This is a genomic window from Bradyrhizobium sp. LB13.1 (genome assembly GCF_054056815.1).
In genome coordinates, this window is the sequence record NZ_JBSRYQ010000001.1 from 1,051,653 (window position 1) to 1,075,039 (window position 23,387).

At 64.6% G+C, this 23,387-nt stretch carries 18 protein-coding genes and 3 pseudogenes; 11 read left to right on the top strand and 10 right to left on the bottom strand.

The window, feature by feature from the left end; all coding sequences use genetic code 11:
- The first annotated feature begins 17 nt into the window (after window positions 1–17).
- Window positions 18–1,157, top strand: coding sequence for an acyl-CoA dehydrogenase family protein (locus tag ACVWYI_RS04905; protein WP_456661376.1), 1,140 nt, complete (start codon window positions 18–20; stop codon window positions 1,155–1,157).
- Window positions 1,158–1,435: 278 nt separating this feature from the next.
- On the opposite strand, the gene ACVWYI_RS04910 is transcribed toward ACVWYI_RS04905, so the two are convergent.
- From ACVWYI_RS04910 to ACVWYI_RS04955, 10 genes and pseudogenes are all read right to left on the bottom strand, one after another.
- The gene (locus tag ACVWYI_RS04910; protein WP_247351867.1) at window positions 1,436–2,473 is read right to left on the bottom strand and encodes an amino acid ABC transporter substrate-binding protein; all 1,038 of its coding nucleotides are present in this window, start codon (window positions 2,471–2,473) and stop codon (window positions 1,436–1,438) included.
- Window positions 2,474–2,526: 53 nt separating this feature from the next.
- Window positions 2,527–3,120 (bottom strand): L,D-transpeptidase, encoded by a 594-nt coding sequence (locus tag ACVWYI_RS04915; RefSeq protein WP_247351845.1) that lies wholly within the window; start codon window positions 3,118–3,120, stop codon window positions 2,527–2,529.
- A gap of 352 nt (window positions 3,121–3,472) precedes the next feature.
- Window positions 3,473–4,450: a hypothetical protein gene (locus ACVWYI_RS04920; RefSeq protein WP_456661377.1), complete on the bottom strand. Its 978-nt coding sequence runs from the start codon at window positions 4,448–4,450 to the stop codon at window positions 3,473–3,475.
- 87 nt (window positions 4,451–4,537) lie between these two features.
- Window positions 4,538–5,101 (bottom strand): redoxin domain-containing protein, encoded by a 564-nt coding sequence (locus ACVWYI_RS04925; protein WP_456661378.1) that lies wholly within the window; start codon window positions 5,099–5,101, stop codon window positions 4,538–4,540.
- A gap of 31 nt (window positions 5,102–5,132) precedes the next feature.
- Window positions 5,133–5,831 (bottom strand): cytochrome c biogenesis CcdA family protein, encoded by a 699-nt coding sequence (locus ACVWYI_RS04930; RefSeq protein ID WP_456661379.1) that lies wholly within the window; start codon window positions 5,829–5,831, stop codon window positions 5,133–5,135.
- A gap of 380 nt (window positions 5,832–6,211) precedes the next feature.
- Window positions 6,212–6,823 carry a sigma-70 family RNA polymerase sigma factor gene (locus ACVWYI_RS04935; RefSeq protein WP_247351852.1) on the bottom strand — a complete coding sequence of 204 codons (612 nt, stop codon included), beginning with the start codon at window positions 6,821–6,823 and terminating at the stop codon, window positions 6,212–6,214.
- A gap of 287 nt (window positions 6,824–7,110) precedes the next feature.
- A complete protein-coding gene (locus ACVWYI_RS04940; RefSeq protein WP_247351854.1) occupies window positions 7,111–7,848 on the bottom strand; it encodes a response regulator in 738 nt (245 codons plus the stop codon).
- Window positions 7,849–7,858: 10 nt separating this feature from the next.
- Complete coding sequence (locus ACVWYI_RS04945; RefSeq protein WP_456661380.1) at window positions 7,859–9,604, bottom strand: ATP-binding response regulator; 1,746 nt, start codon at window positions 9,602–9,604, stop codon at window positions 7,859–7,861.
- Window positions 9,574–11,605: pseudogene (locus tag ACVWYI_RS04950) on the bottom strand (ATP-binding protein). Before ACVWYI_RS04950 ends, ACVWYI_RS04945 begins: the two are co-directional and overlap by 31 nt.
- Before the next feature lie 111 nt (window positions 11,606–11,716).
- A pseudogene (locus tag ACVWYI_RS04955) lies at window positions 11,717–12,082 on the bottom strand (TRAP transporter substrate-binding protein); the annotation flags it as partial.
- A gap of 201 nt (window positions 12,083–12,283) precedes the next feature.
- Between ACVWYI_RS04955 and ugpB the strand changes: the two are divergent.
- From ugpB to ACVWYI_RS05005, 10 genes and pseudogenes are all read left to right on the top strand, one after another.
- Window positions 12,284–13,609 (top strand): sn-glycerol-3-phosphate ABC transporter substrate-binding protein UgpB, encoded by a 1,326-nt coding sequence (gene ugpB, locus ACVWYI_RS04960; protein ID WP_456661381.1) that lies wholly within the window; start codon window positions 12,284–12,286, stop codon window positions 13,607–13,609.
- 192 nt (window positions 13,610–13,801) lie between these two features.
- Window positions 13,802–14,749: an aminoglycoside phosphotransferase family protein gene (locus ACVWYI_RS04965; RefSeq protein ID WP_456661382.1), complete on the top strand. Its 948-nt coding sequence runs from the start codon at window positions 13,802–13,804 to the stop codon at window positions 14,747–14,749.
- 218 nt (window positions 14,750–14,967) lie between these two features.
- A complete protein-coding gene (locus ACVWYI_RS04970) occupies window positions 14,968–16,590 on the top strand; it encodes an ABC transporter substrate-binding protein (protein ID WP_456661383.1) in 1,623 nt (540 codons plus the stop codon).
- A gap of 215 nt (window positions 16,591–16,805) precedes the next feature.
- On the top strand, window positions 16,806–17,819 hold the full coding sequence (locus ACVWYI_RS04975) for an ABC transporter permease (RefSeq protein WP_018456013.1): 1,014 nt from the start codon (window positions 16,806–16,808) through the stop codon (window positions 17,817–17,819).
- Between the two features lie 2 nt (window positions 17,820–17,821).
- Window positions 17,822–18,721: an ABC transporter permease gene (locus tag ACVWYI_RS04980; RefSeq protein WP_456661384.1), complete on the top strand. Its 900-nt coding sequence runs from the start codon at window positions 17,822–17,824 to the stop codon at window positions 18,719–18,721.
- A gap of 103 nt (window positions 18,722–18,824) precedes the next feature.
- Window positions 18,825–20,561: a dipeptide ABC transporter ATP-binding protein gene (locus ACVWYI_RS04985; RefSeq protein ID WP_456661385.1), complete on the top strand. Its 1,737-nt coding sequence runs from the start codon at window positions 18,825–18,827 to the stop codon at window positions 20,559–20,561.
- A gap of 15 nt (window positions 20,562–20,576) precedes the next feature.
- On the top strand, window positions 20,577–20,756 hold the full coding sequence (locus ACVWYI_RS04990) for a DUF4089 domain-containing protein (protein ID WP_247339199.1): 180 nt from the start codon (window positions 20,577–20,579) through the stop codon (window positions 20,754–20,756).
- A 7-nt stretch (window positions 20,757–20,763) separates the two neighbouring features.
- A pseudogene (locus tag ACVWYI_RS04995) lies at window positions 20,764–22,159 on the top strand (AtzE family amidohydrolase).
- A 1-nt stretch (window position 22,160) separates the two neighbouring features.
- Window positions 22,161–22,553: an oxalurate catabolism protein HpxZ gene (gene hpxZ / locus ACVWYI_RS05000; protein WP_456661386.1), complete on the top strand. Its 393-nt coding sequence runs from the start codon at window positions 22,161–22,163 to the stop codon at window positions 22,551–22,553.
- 4 nt (window positions 22,554–22,557) lie between these two features.
- Window positions 22,558–23,280 carry a GntR family transcriptional regulator gene (locus ACVWYI_RS05005; protein WP_456661387.1) on the top strand — a complete coding sequence of 241 codons (723 nt, stop codon included), beginning with the start codon at window positions 22,558–22,560 and terminating at the stop codon, window positions 23,278–23,280.
- Window positions 23,281–23,387: the final 107 nt, after the last annotated feature.

Consider the following 23,387-nt stretch of genomic DNA (forward strand, 5'->3'; position numbering starts at 1 on the left):
CTGTGTTGGAGCTCACCATGGCCCTCGTCCTCACCGAAGAACAATCGATGCTCCGCGACAGCGCGCGCGGGCTGATCAGCGACAAGGCGCCGGTGTCGCATCTGCGCCATCTGCGTGACAGCAAAGACCCGACCGGCTTCTCCAGGGAGTTTTGGCATTCCTTCGCCGAGATGGGTTTTGCGGGCTTGCTGGTGCCGGAAGAGTTCGGCGGCAGCGGCCTCGGCTATGTCGAGGCCGGCGTGGTGATGGAGGAGATCGGCCGCACGCTGATGCCGTCGCCCTTCCTCGCCACCAGCGCGGTCGCGGCCTCGGCGCTGAACCGCGGCGGCAATGCCGCGCAGAAGTCGGAATATTTGCCGAAGATTTCCAATGGCTCGCTGCTCGCGACGCTCGCGGTCGACGAGGGCGCAAAGCATCGCCCGCTTCAAACCAGCTTGCAGGCGGTGCGCGCCGGCAACGGTTTCAGGCTCTCCGGCGCCAAGGCGCTGGTCGTCGACGGCCATGTCGCCGACCTCCTCATCGTCGCCGCGCGCACCGCGGGCGCCGCCGGCGAGCGCGAGGGGCTGACGCTGTTCCTGGTCAACCCCAAGGCCAAGGGCGTTGCGATCGAGCGCACCATCATGGTCGACGAGCACAATGCGGCGCGCATCGAGCTTGCCAATGTCGAAGTCGATGCCGACAGCGTGCTCGGCGAAGTCGACCAGGGTGCCGCGCTGCTCGACGGCGTGCTCGATATCGGCCGCGGCGCAGTCGCCTCCGAAATGGTGGGCTTGAGCGAAGAGGTGTTCAACCGCACCGTCGAGTACCTGAAGAGCCGCAAGCAGTTCGGCAAGCTGATCGGCGAATTCCAGGCGCTGCAGCACCGCGCCGCCGAGCTCTATGTCGACATCGAGATCACCCGCGCCGCGACGATGAAGGCGCTTCAGGCGCTGGATACGGACGTTGCCAAGGCCGCCTCAGCCGTCGCAGTGGCAAAAGCCCGCGCCGGCACCACGGCCACGCGCGCGGTGCAGGAAGGCGTGCAGATGCACGGCGGCATGGGCATGACCGACCAGTTCGACATCGGCTTCTTCATGAAGCGCGCGCGTGTGTGCGAGGAATTGTTCGGGGACGCCAATTATCACACCGAGCAGTTGGCAAGGGCAAGAGGGTATTGAACTCCATCTCCTCATGGTGAGGAGCCGCGCTCTTGCGCGGCGTCTCGAACCATGAAGGCCCGGCTGGGGTCTGCATCCTTCGAGACGCGCGTTCCGCGCTCCTCAGGATGAGGGAGAGAGAGCGTCACCCGTTACGTGGGTCGTCATGGCCGGGCTTGTCCCGGCCAGCTACGTTCTTAATGTGCCTCAAACGTAGATGCCCGGGACAAGCCCGGGCATGACGAATGAGGATGTGGCGCGAGCCCCGCTCCGCTCGCAATGACGGCGGATAGAGCTCCTCATCTCACCGGCGGTGCGTACTGCACACCACCGGCGTTCCACAGCTGGTTCATCCCGCGCGGGATCTTCAGCTTGGACTTCTCGCCGATATTGCGCTCGTACATCTCGCCGTAATTGCCGACGTTGCGGATGATGCGGACGACCCAGTCCTTGGTGAGGCCGAGCTGCTCGCCGTAATTGCCCTCGGTGCCGACCAGTCGCATCACTTCCGGCTTCTTCGACTTCAGGGCCTCGTCGATGTTTTCCGAGGAGACGCCAAGCTCTTCGGCGTTGATCATCGCGTACAGCGTCCACTTCACGATCATCATCCAGTCATCGTCGCGCTGGCGCACGACGGGGGCGAGCGGCTCCTTGGAGATCATGTCCGGCAGGATCATGTGGTCGCCGGGCTTCGACAGGTTGATCCGCAGCGCGTAGAGCTGGGAGACGTCGGCGCTCAGCGTGTCGCATTTGCCGGTATCGTAGGCTTTCACGACGTCGTCCAGCTTGTCGAACTTCATCTCTTCGTACTTCATGTTGTTCGCACGGAAGTAATCCGCGACGTTGAGCGCCGTGGTGGTCCCCGTCTGGACGCACACCTTGCTGCCGGTCAGGTCCAGTGCGGTCTCCTTGTTGCGCGCGCGCGGCAGCATGAAGCCTGCGCCGTCATAATAAGCGACCGCCGGGAAATAGAGGTCATATTCGAGTTCGCGCGCCATGCTCCAGGTCGAGTTGCGCGAGAGGATGTCCACTTTCCGGCTCTGCAATTCCTTGAAGCGCTCGCTGGCATCGAGCGCGACGAATTTCGCCTTGTTCGGATCGTTGAAGATCGCGGAGGCCACCGCGCGGCAGAAATCGACGTCGAAGCCGGTCCAGTTGCCCTTGTCGTCGGGGATCGAAAACCCCGGCAGGCCCTTGTTGACGCCGCACAGCACTTCGCCGCGGCGCACGGTGCGCTTCAGCGTGCGGGTGTCGTAGAATTCATAGATGATGGCCAGAACGGCGACCAGCACGGCGACCGCGAGCCCGATCAGCAGGCCGCCTCGAAAAGTGCGCATCATGTTGCTCTTTCGAAAATATCGGGAAAAGGAATTTTGACGAAGCGGGAAGATCAGAGTTCGGGCTTCTGCCGAATGACCACCCTGGTGCCGACAGGGACGCGATCGTAGAGATCGGCGACGTCGTGGTTGACGAGCCGGAAGCAGCCCGAGGACACTTTGGTGCCGATCGTGTCGGGCCGATTGGTGCCGTGGATGCGGTAGACGGTGGTGCCGAGATACATGGCGCGCGCACCGAGCGGATTGCCGGGGCCGCCGGCCATGAAGCGCGGCAGATAGGGCTGGCGCTGGATCATCTCCGGCGGTGGCGTCCAGTCCGGCCACTCCTTCTTGTTGGTGATGTTCACTAGCCCCTGCCACTGAAAACCATCGCGGCCGACGCCGATGCCGTAGCGGATTGCGCGACCGCCGGGCTGCACCAGATAGAGATGCCGTTCGGCGGTCGAGATGATGAGGGTGCCGGGCGCTTCGGTGGTGCGGAAGTAGACGACCTGCTTCTGCCATTCCGGATCGAGCTGGTAGGCATCGTCGGCGACCAGGCCCGGCTCGTCGCCGCGGTCGGGCTGCTGGGCGTAGGCATGCGGGATGGCCAGGACCAGGCCGATCGCAGCCACAAACATCCCGGTCAGGCGACGAATATCCGTCATTTCAAGCTCTCCCCGCTGCCACAGCGCAAATCATCAGAAACCATCTGAACCCAGGGGCAGCTTCATGGCAAGTTGATGCTGCGCCCGGCTGGTATGTCACGAGAATGCTTTGGTTTTTTGACGGAGCGCGGGCAATGCCACAAACGGGGCATGGCGCGAAAAGCAGTGAGCTGGGCGCGATGTGCTCCCTCCCCCCCCGCTTGCGGGGGAGGGTCGGGGAGAGGGTAGCTCCGCAGGAAGACTCCCCCAGAGGAGAGAACCCTCACCCGGCGCTCTGCGCCGACCTCTCCCGCAAGGGGGAGAGGTTAGAGCGAGCACGCGGCCAGATCACGTGAGCCGAAGGGCAACCTTGTCACTGGATCTGATTGCTCTCAGCCGCGATCCCGAGCCGCCGGACGATCTCGGCGCCTACGGCCCGGGCCTCAGGCCGCGAACCGATGCGCGGGCTGCGAAACCGTTGTCCTGAGAGCAACCGGATCACAACGATGCAGTGCTCGTCTTCCGACCGGCCGCGGCGCTCGACCGTGATCGTCTTCACCTGGCGCCCTTCAATATGGTCGGCGCGCAACGTGCCGTCGCCCCACAGGCGTTCGACGCGGATATCGCCTTGGCGGATGATCCAGAAAGCGCCGGTTACGAGATTGGCGTATCTGTGCACGGCGAAAGCGGCAATCGCGCCAACCGGCAGCAGCATCATGTCGACCGGCCCGGGCGACAGGCCACGCCAGAGCCTGTAGGCGTAGGGAACGGTACATAGCGCGACGACGATCAGTGCGACGATCCTTATGTCCCTCGTGGAAAACGGCTCGAGGGGGTCGCCGAGACGCATCTCGGGATTGCTGGCATCGAGCGGATTGACGGGGGACTCGACGTCGGGAACGTCGAATTGTGCTGCGATCCGCGCCACCGTGTCGTGCACGTGGGTGACATCGGTGATCGGCGGGGATGTCAGGCGCTCCCCGGAGGCCAGCGTGAAGGCGAGCCGAAAGCGGGCTTTCGCCCTCTTGCTACCGGGAACCTGCAATCCCCTGATGTCGTCTTTAGCGACGACCCGCGTCCGGAGTTTTCCGAACGGGCGCTGCTCCCCGATCAAGATCTCGTCCGCCGTGATGATCCACACCACCGCCGGCGCCAGCATGATGACGCCGACGAACGCTGCTCCCACGAGGAGCGCGACCACGGAGATGATCACTTCCAGGGTGTCGTGCGTGAACAGGCCCGGCGTGAAGCACAGCGCAACGGCGGCCGCAAAGCCGGCCATGACCAGCCGCTGCGCGATCGAGGCGCCTTCACGAAGGCGAATGTCGGTGCTGGTGATGGCGTCGTCCATCGCGGGCGGCTGATTGCGTTGCCGCGAAACTCCACGGACGGGTCCGTGGAGTCAAGCAACAAGGGCGGGACCGCCGCAGCCCGGGCATCAGCTATTGGCGTTCAGCAGCCTGCCGACGGTGCGATCAATCTCGTCGTAGCGGCCTTCGCCCTCGTGCTGGAACACGATCTTGCCGTTCTGGTCGATGACGTATTGCGCCGGCCAATATCGGTTGCGGTAGGCGTTCCAGGTCTTGGAATCATTGTCCTGCGCCACCGGATAGGTGATGCCGTGGCGCTTCAGTGCGGCCTGGACGTTGGAGGCCGAGCGCTCGAACGGGAATTCCGGCGTGTGCACGCCGACCACGACGAGGCCCTTGTCCTTGTATTTCGCATAGAGTTCGGTGACGTGCGGCAGCGTGTTGACGCAGTTGACGCAGCCATAGGTCCAGAAGTCCACCAGCACGACCTTGCCGCGGAGATCGGCAATGTTCAGCGGCTTCGAGTTGAACCAGTTGTTGATGCCGGCGAAGTCGGGCGCGGTATCTTGGCTGGCGGCAGCGGTGACGACAGGCACGGCGCGCGCAGCCTCGTCGCAGATGCCGGGGATGACGGCGCCGGTCACAGCGATGCCGATCAGTGCGGCGGAGACCGCGAGCAGTTTGAAAGTCATGGATACGTCCTCCGGTGAAGATGAGGGATGATCACAGGCCGATCTGGCCGGTGGGATAAAAGCCGGTGAGCCACGCCACGATCAGCGTGTCGTATTGGAAATAGGCGGCGAGGGCGAAGCCGATCACCACGACGCCAAAGCCCTGCTGAAGCCGAGGCGAGATGCGGGCGAGGCTGCGCACCCGCGTAGTCGCGGCCTGTCCGCCATAGGCGATCGCCAGCATCGGAATCGCCGTGCCGATCGCGTAGGCCACCAGCAACGTGCCGGCCCAGCCAAAATTCTTCGCGGTCGCGACCAGCGTCAGGATCGAGCCGAGCACCGGGCCCGCGCAGGGCGTCCAGACCAGGCCAAGCGTGGTGCCGAGCAAGAGCCCGCCGAGCGCGCCCTCGCGCTGCGTAGCGTTGGAATTGCCGAGATCGAGCCAGCCATTGAGCCGGATCGACAGCCATTCGAACGGCGCCGGCCACAGCATCAACAGACCGAAGCCGAGCAGCAGGATCGATGCCGCCTCGCGCAGCACGTTCGGATCGAAATCGAACAGCCGCGTGATTGCACCGAGCAGCAGCGCGGTCGCCGAGAACGAGATGACGAAGCCGAGCGCGATCATCGCCGGCCGCAAATGTCCCGCGCGCCCGATCGAGGCGCCGAGCAGGATCGGCAGCATCGGCAGCGTGCAGGGCGCGGCGATGGTGAGGACGCCGGCAAGGAGGGCGAAGGTGAGTTCGAGCATGGGGCACTCGTGATGGGGGTCACGAGAGGAGTTCGGGCGGGATGGGGCGGACGTTACGCGGCGTCACACGTTCGTGACGGGGAAGCCGTGGCCGCATCGGCGGTGTGCCCCCTCTCCCGCAAGCGATTCCGGCAAGCGGGAGAGGCGGGAGCCCGTGGTTGGCCCCACAGACCCCCAAAATACAAAACGACCCGGAGGGGGGCATCCCGGCCGGGTCGTTGGAGGTCTTGGGAGGTTTAACGAAACCGTATGTGATCTTTATAGGAGGGAAGTTTTTCCGCCTGATGTTGTGCTTTGTTTCAATTGTTTCGTCCGCGGTAACACTTCCGTGTCCGGGATAGGACCATCGTAAAACCCTATCTCTTTGAAATAATTCATCTTTAGGCAGCGAAGCGCTCGACGCCGGCGCCCTTAAGCAACTCGGCCAGTTGCTTGCGGGCGTAGAACATGCGGGTCTTCACCGTGCTCTGCGGGATGCCGATGATCTGACCGACCTCCTCCACCGACTTCTCATGGTAGTAGACGAGGTTGATGATTTCGCGATGCGCGGGTGACAGTTTCTGAACGCAGGCGCGCAGGATGGCGCTGGTATCGCTGCGGTCGAGCGAGGTCTCGGGCGTGTCGCAACCATCGGCGATCTGGCGCACGTCTTCCTGGTCGATGTCCTCGAAGCGCCGCTGGCGCATCGCGGTGAGCGCCTTGAAGCGGGCGATCGAGAGCAGCCAGGTCGAGACCTGCGAGCGGCCCTGGAATTGGCCGGCGGTCCGCCACACATCCAGAAACACCTGGCTGACGAGGTCTTCCGCCGTGGTGGCGTCCCGCACGATCCGCAGGATGAAGCGGTAGACGCGCACACTGTGACGGCAATAAAGGATGTGCATGGACGTACGGTTGCCGTCGGCAATGCTTTCGAGAAGCATGTCGTCCGAGGTCGCCTGAGCGGCGATGATGCTCTGGCTGGCTTGGGCGTTGATGGCGATGACGTTCGGCATTGACTTGGCTCCCCGTAGCGCCGCAACCGAGCGGCGTTTCCTTCGAGCAAAGTGTTAATGAGCCAACGTTTCGGGACGTCTGCACGAAAAGAGGAAAATGGTTTCGTGCGCAGCCAAATTGTTTCGTCGGATAGGGTGCGACGAAACATTCGAGGCAAAAAGGCGTGGAATTTCAATATACGGAAAATACGGGGTGGGGGGTCGGCGGCGCCGGGAACGTATTTCGGGCTTTTGCGTTCGCTGTCGCCTCAACCCCGATGTCGTCCTGGCTTTCGCGAGGACGACACTCAAGCCTTCTCCCCGACCGGCGAGAACAAATAGCCGCCGCCGCGGATGGTGCGGATCACGGCGGGTTTTGTCGGATCGGGCTCGATCTTGCGACGGATGCGCATGATGCGCAGATCGACGGCGCGGTCGAAGGCTTCGGCGTCACGCGCGTTGGCCAATTCCAGCAGGCGCTCGCGCGACAGCACGCGCTTCGGGTTGGCCGCGAACACCTTCAACAGCCCGAACTCGGATGCGGTCAACGGATGCTCGTTGCCCTCGTCGTCGCGCAAGGCCTGTGCTTCAAGATCGAGCCACTTTGTCCCGAACCGTACCAATTGCTCCTTGTCGGATTTCGCAGCCGCCGCTTCCGCCGCCACGGCTTTCACCGGCGTGCTCCGGCGCAGCACCGAGCGGATCCGCGCCATCAGCTCTCGCAGCTCGCACGGCTTTGCTACGTAATCGTCGGCGCCGAGCTCGAGGCCGACGACACGGTCGATCGGGCTCGCCGTCGCGGTGAGCATGATCACCGGCACGTTGATGCGGCTCTTGAGGTCGCGGATGATCGAGAGCCCGTCTTCCTCGGGCATGTTGAGGTCGAGCACGACGAGGTCGGGCATGCTGCCGTCGATCGCGGTGCGCAACGACTTGCCGCCGTCGCACAGCGTCACGGTGAAGCCGTGCATCTTGAGGTAATCGCCGACCATCTCCCGGGCCGGGGCCTCGTCGTCCACGATCATGATGTGCTGGCTTTGGGTCATGGTCTTGAAATCACGGGATTTCTGTCGCGGGGAGGGTGATGGTGAAGGTCGAGCCCTTGCCGGGGCCCTCGCTCTCGGCGGTCACTTCGCCGCCATGCATGTCGATAATACGCTTGACGATGGACAACCCAAGCCCCGTCGAGCTCTCGCCGGCGGTCGGTTTTGCGGACAGTCGCTGGAACCGGCCGAACAGGCGGCCGAGATCCTCCGGCGACAGGCCGGCGCCCTCGTCGCTGACGCGGACGATGGTGTCGCCGCCCTCATGGCTGACGGCGACGTCGATCTTGCCGCCGATCGGTGAGTATTTGATCGCGTTGCTGATGAGATTGTCGATCGCCTCGCGGATGCGGTCGGTGTCGCACATGGTGACGATGTTGGCCGGCGCGATGACGCTGATCGCCTGCTGCTTGTTGACCGCGAGCGGCTGGTTGGCCTCGGCGACCTCCTTGACCAGGGCCGCGACATCGACCGGCTCGCGGCGGATGGTGATGTCGAAGGCATCGGCCATCGCGTCCGAGATCAGATGGTCGACCATCGTGGTCAGGCGCTTCGTCGCATCGCGGATGTGATCGACCTGGGCGACCACGCCGCTCGACGACGCGCCGGTCGAGATCAGCTCTTTCAGCATCTCGGTGCGGCCGAGGATGACGCCGAGCGGGTTCTTCAGATCATGCGCGACGGTGCCGAGAATCTCGTTCTTGAAGCCGTTGGCGCGCTGCAGCCGCAGCCATTGCGCCGAGAGGCGGCGGTTGGCCTGCATCAGCGCGCGGGTGCGCTGGGCGACGCGGTCTTCCAGCTGGGTGTTGGCGGCCTGGAGCTGCTGGTAGAGGATGACGTTGTCGAAGGCGATCGAGAGCCGGCTGGAGAAGATCTCGACCAACGAGCGGTCGGTCTCCGACAGCTCGCGCTCGGCCTGGAGCAGCACAACGACCTCGCGGCCGCTTCCGGTGCGCAAATAGATCACGCTGCGGTGGTCGGCGAACTCGTTCTTGCGGCGCTGGAACGCGTCCTCCACCATCTGGCGCAGCTCGGGGTCGAGCGCCTTCGACGTTGTCATGCCGATGAAGCGGCTGTAGCAGCCGCTGCCGGCGAGCACCGAGAGCTCGGGATCGACGCCGCCATTGTCGCGCAAAACCAGTATACCGGCGCAATCGACATTGAGCAGCGAGGCGAGCTGGGTCAGCACGCCCTCGGCGAGCCGCTGCATCGACTTGAAATCGTACAGCGTCGAGGCGGCGTCGATGATGATCTCGAGCCCGCGCCGGGTCTGCAGCATGCGCTCGAGCTGCTGGTAGGAGCGCAGCGCCGCGGTCAGCGAGGTGAACAGCTTGTCGGCGGTGAGCTCGGTCTTGGCCTTGTAGTCGTTGATGTCGTACTGCACGATCACGCGCCGCTCGGGCGCCTGGCCGGGCTGCCCGGTGCGCAGGATGATGCGCACGGTCTCGTTCTTGAGCTCGTTGCGGATGTACTCGACCAGGTCGAGGCCGGCGACGTCCGTTTCCATGATGACGTCGAGCAGCACGGCGGCGATGTCGCTGTGCGCGGCCATCAGCTTGCGACCTTCCGCCGCGGAATGGGCAGAGAGGATCTCCAGGCCCTGGCCGTTGAGACTGTAGTCCGACAGCGCGAAGCGGGTGCCGTCATGCACGGCCTGATCGTCGTCGATGACGGCGATCTTCCATTTCCGGGCGTCAACATCCTCCGACGCGGTACCGGTGTCGTCGATCAGGTGGAGGACATCGTCCGGTTCGGCCATTGAGAAGTCCCGTCAGTCTCTGTGCTTTGCGCGCCGCCCCTGGCGACCCGGGGCATGATAATGCGAAATGTAGTGCCTTGTCCCAGCTTGGATTCCAGCATCATCCGACCGCCGAGCTGCTGGGTGACGAGGTTATAGACGATATGGAGCCCGAGTCCCGTCCCACCTTCATTGCGCCTTGTGGTAAAAAATGGGTCAAAGGCCTGGCGCTGCACGTCGGAGGTCATGCCGGCCCCGTCATCGGTGAAGATGATCTCGACGTCGTCCGCCCCGCGCGGCCGCGCCGAGATGGTGATCGTGCCGGCACGGCCGTCGGCAAAGGCGTGGTTGGCGGTGTTGAGGAAGAGGTTGGTCAGGATCTGGCCGTAGGAGCCGGGATAACCGTCGAGCAGCAGCCCCTCGGGCATGTCGACATGGAGCGTGATCGGCGACCGCTTCAGCACCGGCCGCAGGCTCGCAATGATCTGGTCGGTGGCTTCGCTCAAGGAGAATTGCCGCCGCTCGGCATGGGAGCGGTCGACCGCGACCTGCTTGAACGACTGGATCAGTTCGCCGGCGCGCTGCAGGTTGGCGACCAGCTGCTGCGAGGCGTCGCGCGAGGACTGCACGAATTCTTCGAGCTGCGAGCGGCGCAGGCCGCCTTCGCCCTTGAGCTGGGCCTCGAAGATCTCGGTGCGCCGGGCAAAGCTGGACGCGACCGTCAGGCTGATGCCGATGGGGTTGTTGACCTCGTGGGCGACGCCGGCGACGAGGCCGCCGAGGGCTGCGAGCCGCTCGGCATCGATCAGATTCTGCTGCGCGGTGTTGAGCTCGAGCAGCGCGCTCTCGGCCTTCTCCTTGGACGCGCGCAGCTCGTCCTCGGTCTCGCGCTTGGCAATCGCGTTTTCGCGGAACACTTCCACCGCGCGCGCCATGGCGCCGACTTCGTCGCGCGCGCGCGTGCCCTGCACCTCGCGGCCGAGGTCGCCGAGCGTAATCGCGCGCATCGCGGCCATGATCTGCTGCAGCGGCAGCCGGATCGACAGCGCGATCAGCACGCCGGCGGTGAGGATGATGCCGAGGAAGATCACGGCGATGGAAAGAACACGCCGCGAAATGTCCGCGAGCGTCCGGTCGAACGTCTCCTGCGCCTTCTGCTCGCGCTGGCGCATCTTGGTGGAGAGGTCGTCGATGGCGCCGATCGCCTCGGCCTGGTTGGCGTCGATGGTGTTGCGCAGCAGCTCGGTGCGGCTCGTGAGCTGTTCGGAGAGCTTTGCAAAGCCCTCGCGCAGCGCGGCGGTGCGGGCCCCGAGCTTTTGCAGCGCCATGCGCTGGAGATCGTTGTCGGCGAGATCGATCATGACCGGGATGGTTGTCTCGATCGTCTCGGTGTTGCGCCGCGCCTCGTCGGCTGCGGCCGGTGACAGCGACAGATAGTAGGAATTGGCCGCGACCAGCATCGCGGTGAAGGCCTCGCGCGACTTGCCGAGCGACGGCCAGATCAGCGCGTCGCGATGGCCGGTGGCGCCTTCGATGATGGAGTAGAGGCCGGCCATGTCCCTGGCGGGTCCCTGCACCTGATCCTCGTAGGTCCTGGCGATGGTGACCTGCACGCTGCGCAGTTCGCCAAAGCCGTTGAGAAAGCGGTCGGTGGTACGCTCCAGCTCCTCGACCGAGCCCGACAGCATCGGGTCGTTGGCGGCGCGGTTGGTGAGCGTACCCAGCACCGGCCTCGCGCAGCAGCAGGATCTCGGCGAACAGATCCGGGCTCGGCTGGTTGATGTAGCGGTGGATCAGATTGTGCAGCCGCCCGGTCTCGCTTTCGAGCAGCGCCAGAATCCGGTCGGACTCGCGCACCTGGCGCACGTCGTCCCAGGCCGAGCCGAGCACCTGCGAGCCGTTCCAGATCAGCGCGACCAGCACCACCACCACGGCGGAATTCAGCGCCGCGATCGACAGGATGCGCCAGCGGATCGGCACCGCCCGGAGCGCACCGAGGAGCCGCGCGCGCAGCCGCCCGATCGGGCCGGGCGGCCTGTCTGCGTGCTCGCTCTGTCCAAGCCCGGGCAAGAGGCCTTACTCCACCTTGCGAATGCGTTCGATCAGCGCAGTCGCGGCGGGATCGTCGACGGTCCTCGCGTAGACCACGCTCTTCACCGGGCCGAGGCCGTTGTAGATCGACCGCGCGCCGGAATCGCAGAGGGCGAGGCCGACCAGGCCGCAGGGCTCGAAACTGCCGAGTGTCTCGCTGCCGATAGGGCCGTCCAGCACCTTCTGCATGTGCTCGATGGACCGGAACAGGATCTCGTGCCGGCCGTCGCTGCGCTCGGCGATCAGGGCGCCCATGTAGCGCAGCGCCTGCACAGTCGGATAATCCTCGGTCTGGGTGTCGGCCGCGCGGAATTCACGCGCAACGGCGCTCGTCGCGCAGATGGCGATCACAAGCGCGACGAAAACCACCCCGGTCCGCGAGCGTTCGGCACGGTTCAACACTGGCACACTCAACCCCTCAGTGGTGGAGTCTATGGCGGAAGCAAAAGGTTCAATGCAATCTAGCAGATGGTCAAGGGAAGGCCATCCCGTGGGGGCCCGCGGCGTGATTGTGCGGCACGGCCGGCGCGCATTCCCGGTTGAAACCGCAAATGCTCCGCCTTAAGCAGGGACAGCCGCCTTTCGTCGTGCGGCACGGGAAGAGCCATCGTGACTTCAGCATCGCGCCTTTTGCAGATCGTCGCCGCCTTTGCGGCTCTTTCATTGGCCACGCCGGTGCGTGCCGTCACCGACATCGCGTGGTGGCACGCCATGTCCGGCGAGCTCGGCCGGCAGCTCGAGAAGCTCGCCTCCGATTTCAACGCCTCGCAGCCGGATTATCGCGTCGTGCCGACTTACAAGGGCAATTACACCGAGACGGTGACGGCAGCGATCTTCGCCTTCCGCTCGCGCAGCCAGCCCGCGATCGTCCAGGTCAACGAGGTCGCCACCGCCACCATGACCGCGGCCAAGGGCGCGATCTATCCCGTGTTCAGCCTGATGCGGGACATGAACGAGCCGTTCTCGCTCGGCGATTACCTTCCCGCCGTCTCCGGCTACTACACCGATGCGGCCGGCAATCTCTTGTCTTTCCCGTTCAATTCGTCGACGCCGATCCTCTATTACAACAAGACCATGTTCCGCGACGCGGGCCTCGATCCGGAGACGCCGCCGAAGACCTGGCCGGAGCTTGGCGCTGCTGCAAAACGTCTGCGCGATCGCGGCGCGGTGTGTGGCTTCACCACGTCCTGGCCGTCCTGGATCCATGTCGAGAACTTTTCGGCGTTTCACAATCTGCCGCTGGCGACGCGGGCCAACGGCTTTGCCGCGCTCGATGCGGAGTTGACCATCAATAATGCGCCTCTCGTGAACCACGTCGCCCAGCTCGCCGAATGGCAGAAGACCAAGGTGTTTGACTATAGCGGCCGCGGCCAGTCGGCCGAGCCGCGCTTCCAGAACGGCGAATGCGGCATCTTCATCGGCTCCTCGGCGACGCGGGCCGACATCAAGGCGAATTCGAAATTCGAGATCGGCTACGGCATGATGCCGTATTGGCTCGACGTGAAAGGCGCGCCGCAGAACTCGATCATCGGCGGCGCTACGCTGTGGGTGCTGCGCGATCGCCCGCGCGAGGAATACAAGGGTGTGGCGCGGTTCTTCGCCTATCTGTCGCAGCCCGGCGTTCAGGCCGCCTGGCACCAGAACACCGGCTATCTGCCGATCACCCGCGCCGCCTTCGAGCTGACGCGCGCGCAAGGTTTTTACGAGCGCAATCCGGGGTCGGCGATCTCGTTCGAGGAGATCACGCTGCATCCCCCGACGGAGAATTCGAAGGGCATCCGGCTCGGCTCCTTCGTGCTGATCCGCGGCGCGATCGAGGACGAGCTGGAGCAGGCCTTTGCCGGCCGCAAGAGCGCCCAAGGAGCGCTCGATTCCGCGGTCGAACGCGGCAACAAGCTGCTGCGCCAGTTCGAGCGCGCCAGCCCGGATAGGTAGCGGCGATCCGAGCGCGCGCCTCGTCCTTCGAGACGACCGCTTCTAGCGGTCTCCTCAGGATGAGGCTCAAGCGGCATCGGTGCCCGTTGAAATTGCTGCCGCGCACTCCGCCCTCATCCTGAGGAGCCCGCCAAAGCGGGCGTCTCGAAGGATGGGCCCCCGGGGATTGTTTGAAATGCTATTAAAGTTGCGATGTCGATGACGCTACCTCACTTCGCCGACGCAGAAAGCTTTCGCGCCTGGCGCTCCGCTTCCTCGCGATGGCTGCCGATCGCGCTCGACATCGTGCGCAGTCACGGTGTCGATGTCAGCGCGCCGCATGTGTTTGCGACCGGCACCAATCTCGTCGTCGGCCTCAGTGACCGGCTGATCCTGAAAATCTTCCCGCCGCTGCTTCGCGCGCAATTCGTCTCAGAGCGCGGCTCGCTGACGCAGCTTGCCGGCCGTCTACATTTGCCGATTCCCGAGATCGTCGCGGAAGGCGAGCGCGACGACTGGCCTTATCTGATCATCACGCGCCTTGCCGGCACGCTCGGCTCGGAGGTCTGGCCGCAATTAGCCGAAGCGCAGAAGGAGCGCGTGCTGCGTCAGATCGGCGAGACCATTGCGTCCGTGCAGCGCGCGCCGCTCGGCCCGCTCGCGCAAATCCAGCCGCGCTGGGACCACTTCATGCGCGCCCAGATGCTGGGCTGCAAGGCGCGGCACACGCGTCTCGGCCTTGCGCCGAAATTCCTCGCCGGCCTCGACGATCTCCTGCGCGACGCGCCAAAACTCATTCCGATGGACGCGCCGCCGGTGATCCTGATCGGCGAATACATTCCAGAGAACTTCTTGCTCGCCTGCCGCGACGATCAATGGTCGCTCGCCGGCCTGTTCGACTTCGGCGACGTGCTCGCGGGATGGCGCGATTACGATTTGCTCGGCCCCAGTGCGTTCATGGCGGCGGGCCGGCCGGGGAGGGTGCGCAACCTGCTCGAAGGCTTTGGTTATGCAAAGCTCGATTTCGCGCTCAAGCGCCGGCTGATGGCGCTGATGCTCCTCCACCGCGCCAGCGACCTCAACAGCCACATCTGCATCGAGGGCTGGCAGGATAAGGCGAACGATCTTGTCGAGTTGCAGGATCTGATCTGGCCGGGATGACGCCCACGAGTTGAGCGCGGAGTACGGCAGTCTATTTTATGTGCAAATACGCCTCTTTGTATGCAATGCCTTGGCATCTTGATCAGCGGCTGCCGGGCCGAAAAGCTATATTATCACGTACTAACAACATCTTATTGATTGACTAGCGTCTCGTTAAGCCTTGGCACGAACCTTGCGAATCCAGTTCCAACCAAAAACTTTTGAGTTGGAGCCGTTTCATGAAGCGCCGCGATTTCCTCAAGTCCGTTTCCGGATTGGCCGCTGGTGCGGCGCTTCCGGCCATGCCGTCGGTGATCTCGTCCGCCCAGGCCGATGCGCGGTCGGAGACGCTGCTGATCGTCTCGGAAGGTGGCCCCAACAATCTCGACATCCACGGCGTCGGCACCAACGTGCCCGGCTATGAAGTGTCCTGGAATTGCTACGACCGCCTGATCAGCCACGAGATGAAGAGCGGCCCCGGCGGCGTGCCCTATTACGACCGCGACAAGTTTAGGGGTGAGCTCGCCGAAGATTTCAAGATCGACGACATGTCGGTCACCTTCACGCTGAAGAAGAACGCCAAATTCCACGATGGCGCGCCTGTGACCGCCAAGGACGTCAAATGGTCGCTTGACCGCGCCGTCAGCGTCGGCGGCTTTCCGACCTTCCAGATGAGCGCGGGCTCGCTGACGAAACCCGAGCAGTTTGTCGTGATCGACGACTACACGGTGCGCGTCGACTTCCTGAAGAAGGACAAGCTGACGATCCCCGATCTCGCGGTGATCGTGCCCTGCATCATCAACTCCGAACTGGTGAAGAAGAACGCCAGCGAAAAAGACCCCTGGGGTCTTGAGTACACGAAGCAGCAGACCGCGGGCTCGGGCGCCTACAAGGTAACGAAGTGGACCGCCGGCACCGAAGTGGTGATGGAGCGCAACGAGGATTGGGTCGGCGGCCCCTTGCCGAAGATCAAGCGCGTGATCTGGCGCATGGTGCCGCAGGCCGGCAACCGCCGGGCGTTGCTCGAGCGCGGCGACGCCGACATCTCCTACGAGCTGCCGTTCAAGGACTTTCAGGAGATGAAGGCGAGCGGCAAGCTCAACGTGGTGTCGCTGCCGTTCTCCAACGGCATCCAGTATATCGGCATGAACGTCACCAAGCCGCCGTTCGACAATCCCAAGGTACGTCAGGCGGTCGCCTACGCGATTCCCTATCAGAAGATCATGGACGCGGTGATGTTCGGGCTCGCGAACCCGATGTTCGGCGCGCCGAAGGACAAGCCGACCGAAGTCGCCTGGCCGCAGCCGCACAAATACAACACCGACATGGACAAGGCGAAGGCGCTGCTCGCTGAAGCCGGCTATGCCAATGGCTTCGAGACCACGATCTCGTTCGATTTGAATTTCGCCGGCGTCAACGAGCCGCTCTGCGTGCTGGTGCAGGAGAGTCTGGCCCAGATCGGCATCAAGACCACCATCAACAAGGTGCCCGGCGCCAACTGGCGCACCGAATTGAACAAGAAGGAGATGCCGCTCTTCACCAACGTGTTCTCGGGCTGGCTCGATTACCCCGAGTACTTCTTCTACTGGTGCTATCACGGCAACAATTCCGTCTTCAACACCATGAGCTACAAGTCGGCGGAGATGGACAAGCTCATCGACGGCGCGCGCAATGCGGCAGCTGTCGGCGACACGGCGACCTACGACACCGACGTGAAGGGCTTTGTCGATCTCGCCTACAGCGACATCCCGCGCATCCCGCTGTACCAGCCCTTCGTCAACGTCGCGATGCAGAAGAACATCAGCGGCTACCAATACTGGTTCCACCGCCGCCTGGATTACCGCGCGATGGCGAAGGGGTGAGGGGTCATGGCGGGCGCTGTCCTTCGGAATGAGGTGAGCACGCTCTTCAGGCTCCCTCCCCCCTTGTGGGGGAGGGTTGGGGAGAGGGGTAGCCACGAACTCCGATCTCTCCCGGAGCCACCCCCCTCCCCAGCCCTCCCCCACAAGGGGGGAGGGAACGCAGCGGAGCGTGCGGCGCGAGCGTCCTCACAAGCGCAGCGCACGAGGAGCACCTCATGCTGACCATGATCGGCAAGCGCCTGATGTTCGCGATTCCCTCGCTGATCGGGGTCGTCATCGTCACCTTCCTGCTGACCCGCGCGCTGCCGGGCGATCCCGCCGCGTATTTCGCTGGGCCCGCCGCAACGAAGGAAGCCGTGGAGCAGATCCGGAAAAAACTCGGCCTCGACAAGCCGCTGATCGAGCAGTTCTTCCGCTACACCAACGATCTCGCCCATGGCGATTTCGGCAATTCGCTCACGACGGGCCAGCCGGTCGCGGCCGAGATCCGCAACCGCCTGCCGGCCTCCGCCGAGTTGACGCTGCTCGGCCTCATCGTCTCGGTCGTCATCGCGATTCCACTCGGCGTGCTGGCGGCGACGCGGCCGGGATCGTGGGTCGACCATCTCTGTCGCGTGACGACGACGGCCGGCGTCTCGCTGCCAGTGTTCTTCACCGGCCTCGTGCTGGTCTATGTCTTCTATTTCCGGCTCGGCTGGTCGCCCGCGCCGCTCGGCCGGCTCGATGTGTTCTACAGCGCGCCGCCGACGGTCACAGGCTTCTATCTGATCGACACCTTGATCGCGCGAGACTTCGAGGCGTTCCGCTCGGCATGCAGCCAGCTGATCCTGCCGGCGACGACGCTTGCGATCTTCTCGCTGGCGCCAATCGCGCGCATGACGCGCGCCTCGATGCTGGCGGTGCTGTCGTCCGAGTTCGTGCGCACCGCGCGCGCCAGCGGCCTGTCCCCGGCAACCGTCATCGTCACCTATGCCTTCCGCAACGCGATGCTTCCGGTCATCACCACGCTGAGCATGGTGTTCTCGTTCCTGCTCGGCGCCAACGTGCTGGTGGAGAAAGTGTTCGCCTGGCCAGGCATCGGCTCCTATGCGGTCGAGGCGCTGATCTCGTCGGACTTCGCGCCGGTGCAGGGTTTCGTGCTGACCATGGCGGTGATGTACGTGCTGCTCAATCTCGTGATCGACATTCTCTATGGCGTGATCGATCCGCGCGTGCGCTTGGAGGGCTAATCATGAGCACCGTTGCGCCTGCTGTTGAACCTGTCGGTCCCGCGCGGACCTCAGGGTTCGTCGCGCTGCTCGACCAGACCCGCTACGTGCTTGGCGAGAACAAGGTTACGGGCTTTGCCTTCGCGCTGCTGATCGTGATCCTCCTTGCCGCGGTCTTCGGTCCCTATGTGGTGCCGTATGATCCGCTGGCGTCCGACACCGCCGCGTCGTTGAAGCCGCCCTCGGCTGCGCACTGGTTCGGCACCGACCAGCTTGGTCGCGACATCTTCAGCCGGGTCGTCGTGGCGACGCGGCTCGACGCGTTCATCGCGGTGGCCTCCGTCGTGCTGGTGTTTTTGATGGGCGGGCTCGCCGGCATCGCCGCCGGCTATTTCGGCGGCTGGACCGACCGTATCGTCGGCCGCATCGCCGACACCATCATGGCCTTTCCGCTGTTCGTGCTCGCCATGGGCATCGTCGCGGCGCTCGGCAACACAGTGCAGAACATCATTTTGGCGACCGCGATCGTGAACTTCCCGCTCTATGCCCGGGTCGCGCGCGCCGAAGCCAATGTGCGCCGCAATGTCGGCTTCGTTCAGGCGGCGCGTCTCTCCGGCAACGGTGAATTCCGTATTCTTCTCGTGCATATTCTGCCCAACATCATGCCGATCATGATCGTGCAGATGTCGCTGACCATGGGCTACGCCATCCTCAATGCCGCCGGCCTGTCCTTCATCGGCCTCGGCGTGCGTCCGCCGACGGCGGAATGGGGCATCATGGTCGCCGAAGGCGCGGGCTTCATGGTCTCCGGCGAATGGTGGATCGCGCTGTTCCCCGGCCTCGCGCTGATGGTCGCCGTGTTCTGCTTCAACCTCCTCGGCGACGGCCTGCGCGACATCGTCGACCCCCAGCGGAGGACGTGATGGCTGGAGTACGCGCAAATTTCCGCTCAAAATTCTCCAATGAAATCAATCCCATTTTACTGTGCATGGGGTTGTTTTCGACGCTTTTGTTTGGGAGGCACCCTTGACCGCCCGGCCCCTGCTCGACGTCCAGGACCTCACGGTCGAATTCAACACCCGCCGCGGCATCGTCAAGGCGGTGCAGCACGTCAACATCTCCGTCGCCAAGGGCGAGACGCTTGCCATCGTCGGCGAGTCCGGCTCCGGCAAATCGGTGACGTCGTATGCGGTGATGCGCATCCTCGACCGCGCGGGGCGGATCGCCGAGGGCTCGGTGATGTTCTCCGGGATCGACGTCAAGGCCGCGACCGAAGACCAGATGCGCGACCTGCGCGGCCGCGAAGTCTCGATGATCTTCCAGAACCCGCGCGCCGCGCTCAATCCGATCCGGAAAGTGGGCGATCAGATCGAGGACGTGCTGCGCACCCATGTGCGGCAGGCCATGGTCTCGGACCGCGGAGAAAAGGCGATCGAGGCGCTGGAGCAGGTCAAGATCGCCCGCCCGCGCGAGCGCTATCACGCCTATCCATTCGAGCTGTCCGGCGGGATGTGCCAGCGCGTCGTCATCGCGCTCGCGCTCGCCTGCAATCCACAGCTTTTGATCGCGGACGAACCGACGACTGGATTGGACGTCACCACGCAGAAGGCGGTGATGGACCTGATCGTCGAGCTGACTAAGCGCAAGGCGATGTCCACCATCCTGATCACCCACGATCTCGGCCTTGCGGCAGCCTATTGCGACCGCGTCGTGGTGATGGAGAAGGGCCGGGTGGTCGAGACCGCAAAGGCCGCCGACATTTTCGCCAATCCGCAGCACCCCTACACGAAGAAGCTGATGCGCGCGACGCCTCGGCTCGGCGTGAGCTTGCGGGATCTGTTGCCGGAGGAGGAGGGCTCAGCTGTTCTGGCCGCGCCTGACCCGGCCATCCACCAGGCGTGGCAAGACGAGGCCAGGAAGAGCGACCAGCCTCTTCTCCTCATCGAAAAGCTGGTCAAGGAATATCCTCGCCAGGGCGCGACCGCGACGCTCGGCAAATTGTTCGGCCGCAAGCCGCCGGTCGAGCCGGATGTGTTCCGCGCGGTCGACGGCATCAGCTTTTCCATCGGTCATGGCGAGAGCGTCGGCCTGGTCGGCGAGTCCGGCTGCGGCAAATCGACCACGTCGATGATGGTGATGCGGCTCTTGGACCCGACCTCGGGCCTGATCCAGTTCGACGGCGAGGACATCGGCGGCATTGCGCCGGCGGGATTTGCCCGGCTGCCGCAACGCAGCCGTATCCAGATGGTGTTCCAGGATCCGACCGACAGCCTCAACCCGCGCTTTACCGCCGCACGCGCCATCATCGACCCCATCATGCAGCTCGGCGACATCAGGGGGCGCGATGCGCTGCGCACCCGCTGCGAGGAACTGGCCACCATGGTGGGCCTGCCGCTCAATCTGCTCGATCGCTTCCCGCATCAATTGTCGGGCGGCCAGAAGGCCCGCGTCGGCATTGCCCGCGCCATCGCCCTGCACCCAAAGCTCGTCATTCTGGATGAGCCGACCGCGGCGCTCGACGTCTCGGTGCAAGCCGTGGTGCTCAATCTGCTTCAGGACCTCAAGGCACGGCTAGGTATGAGCTATCTGTTCGTCTCGCATGATTTGAATGTGGTGCGCTTGTTGTGCGATCGTGTCATTGTCATGCGGTCGGGTCGAATCGTCGAAGAAGGCTCTTCCGACAGAGTTTTGAGCGATCCGCAGGACGATTACACCAAGGAGCTGCTGACGGCGATCCCGCATCCGCCGTTGCCGTTGCATTGATTGTTTGGGAGCGTGATGGCCGAACCGCTGGACGATTACATCGACGCCGTATCGCAGGCGCTGGCATTGCCGGTCGAGGACGCTTGGCGACCGGCCATTCGCGCCAACCTCGAAGTCTCGTTGCGGCTCGGCCGCCTCGTCGACGAATTCGCGCTGCCGGACGAGACCGAGCCGGCGCCCGTGTTCACCGTCTGACGCCGCCATGACGACCAAGCCAGAGATGACAGCTTCCGATATCGCGAGCGCGGTTGCGGGCCGCAAAATGTCGGCGCTCGATGCGACCGAAGCAGCGCTTGCGCGCATCAAGCAGCACGACACCATCCTCAATGCGTTCACCGACATCACCGCCGATCGCGCCCGTGCCAAAGCGCGCGCGATCGACGCCGATATCGCCGCTGGCAAGTCCGTCGGCCCGCTCGCCGGCGTGCCCTTCGCGGTGAAGAACCTGTTCGACGTCGCGGGCCTCGCCACACGCGCAGGCTCGAAGATCAACCGAGACCGCGTGCCCGCCACGCGCGATGCCACGCTGATCGAGCGCATGGAGGCCGCCGGCGCCGTGCTGGTCGGTGCGCTCAACATGGGCGAATACGCCTATGACTTCACCGGCGAGAATGTCCATCACGGTCCCTCGCGCAATCCGCATGACACCACGCGAATGAGCGGCGGCTCCTCCGGCGGCTCGGGCAGCGCTGTCGGCGGCGCGCTGGTGCCGATCGCGCTCGGCTCTGATACCAACGGTTCGATCCGCGTGGCCGTCCTCCTTCTGCGGCATCTTTGGCCTGAAGCCGACCTATGGCCGGCTCTCGCGCGCGCGCTCGTTTCCGTTCGTCGCGAGCCTCGATCATCTCGGCCCGTTCGCGCGCTCGGCCACCGATCTCGCGCTCGCCTACGACGCGATGCAGGGCCCGGATGCCGACGATGCCGCCTGCACGACGCGCGGGATAGAGCCGACGCTGCCGCTGCTCGCCAATCCGGTTTCGGATCTGCGCATTGCGATCGCCGGCGGGTACTTCCAGCAGAATCTGTTTCCGGAAGCCGTCGAGGCTATCGGTCGCGTCGCCAAGGCGCTGGGCGCAACGCGCGTGGTGGACGTGCCCGAAGCCGCGCGCGCCCGTGCCGCGGCCTATGTCATCAGCACCACCGAAGGCGCCTCGCTGCATCTCGATCGCCTGCGCAAGCGGCCGAACGATTTCGATCCAGCCGTGCGCGACCGGTTGATCGCGGGCGCCATGGTGCCGGCGCCGCTGGTCGACCGCGCCCAGAAATTCCGTCGCTGGTATCGCGCGCAACTCGCCGAGGTCTTCAAGTCCGTCGACGTGTTGCTCGCCCCCGCGACGCCTTGCACCGCGCCAAAGCTCGGCCAGGTCAATTTCAGCCTTGGCGGCGTTGAGCTGCCGGTGCGCGCCAATATCGGTATCCACACCCAGCCGATCTCGTTCATCGGTCTGCCGGTCGTCGCGGTGCCGGTGCCGCTCGAGCCGCTGCCGATCGGCGTGCAGATCATCGCCGCGCCCTGGCGCGAGGACATCGCGCTGCGCGTTGCCTACGCGTTGGAGAAGATGGGCGTCGTCGCCGCGCCCAGCCCAAAAGGATTTTGAGATGGAGATCGATCTCCCCGACGTGATCGCGGAAGTCAAAGCCGCGTTCGACCGCTACGAGCAGGCGCTGATCACTAACGACGTCGCCGTGCTCGGCGAGCTCTTCCGCAACGATCCCCGCACGCTGCGCTATGGCATCGGCGAGAACCTCTACGGCTATGAGGCGATCTCCGGTTTTCGAGCCGGGCGCTCGCCGGTCGGCCTCAACCGCCGCACTGCGAAAACCGTGATCACCAGCTATGGGCGCGACACCGCGGTCGCCTCCACCCTGTTCTATCGCGACACGATGCCGGGTAAGGTCGGCCGGCAGATGCAGACCTGGGTAAAATTCCCGGAGGGCTGGCGCGTCGCCGCCGCCCATGTCAGCATCATCGACGAGTCGAAAGAGACCTGATCGTATGACGCTTGACGACCTTCCGCAGGGAACACTGCCGGCCGAGCCGGTGGTGCCGCGCGTCGACCGGGCGTCGCCTTCGGTGCAGAAGGTCACGCGCGCCGAGGAGCTGCGCCTGCAGCTCGCCGACGAGATCGTGCGCGGAGCCCTTGCCCCCGGCGCGCCGCTTGACGAAACCGACATCGCGCGCCGCTTCAGCGTTTCGCGCACGCCGGTGCGGGAAGCACTGCGCCAGCTCGTGGCAAGCGGCCTCGTCGAAGCGCGTGCTCATCGCGGCGCGGTCGTGGCGCAGCCTTCATTCGAACGGCTGACAAGCATGTTCGAGGCGATGGCGGAGCTGGAGGCGCTCTGTGCAGGTCTCGCGGCCGAGCGCATGTCTGCCGTCGAGCGCCACGGCCTGGAGGCCATCCACGAAGAGCTGCGGGTCTTGAGCTACACCGGCAATCCCGATCGTTTCCACGAGGTCAACGAGCGCTTCCACAACGCGATCTATGCGGGATCGCAGAACGGCTACATCGCCGAGATCACGCTGGCGACGCGCGTCCGCGTGCAGCCGTTCCGCCGCGCCCAGTTCCGCAACCTTGGACGTCTCGCCAAATCCCAAGCCGAGCACGACCGCGTCGTCGTCGCCATCATGCGCGGCGACAAGCAGGGCGCCGCCGCCGCGATGCGCGCGCATATCGAGCTGGTGCGCGGGGAGTACGAGATCTACGCGGTGTCGGTGTGATCTCCTCATCCTGAGGAGCGGCCGAAGGCCGCGTCTCGAAGGATGAAAAGCCGAGATGCAGCCGCGTGGCCTTCATGGTTCGAGACGGCGCCTGCGCGCCTCCTCAC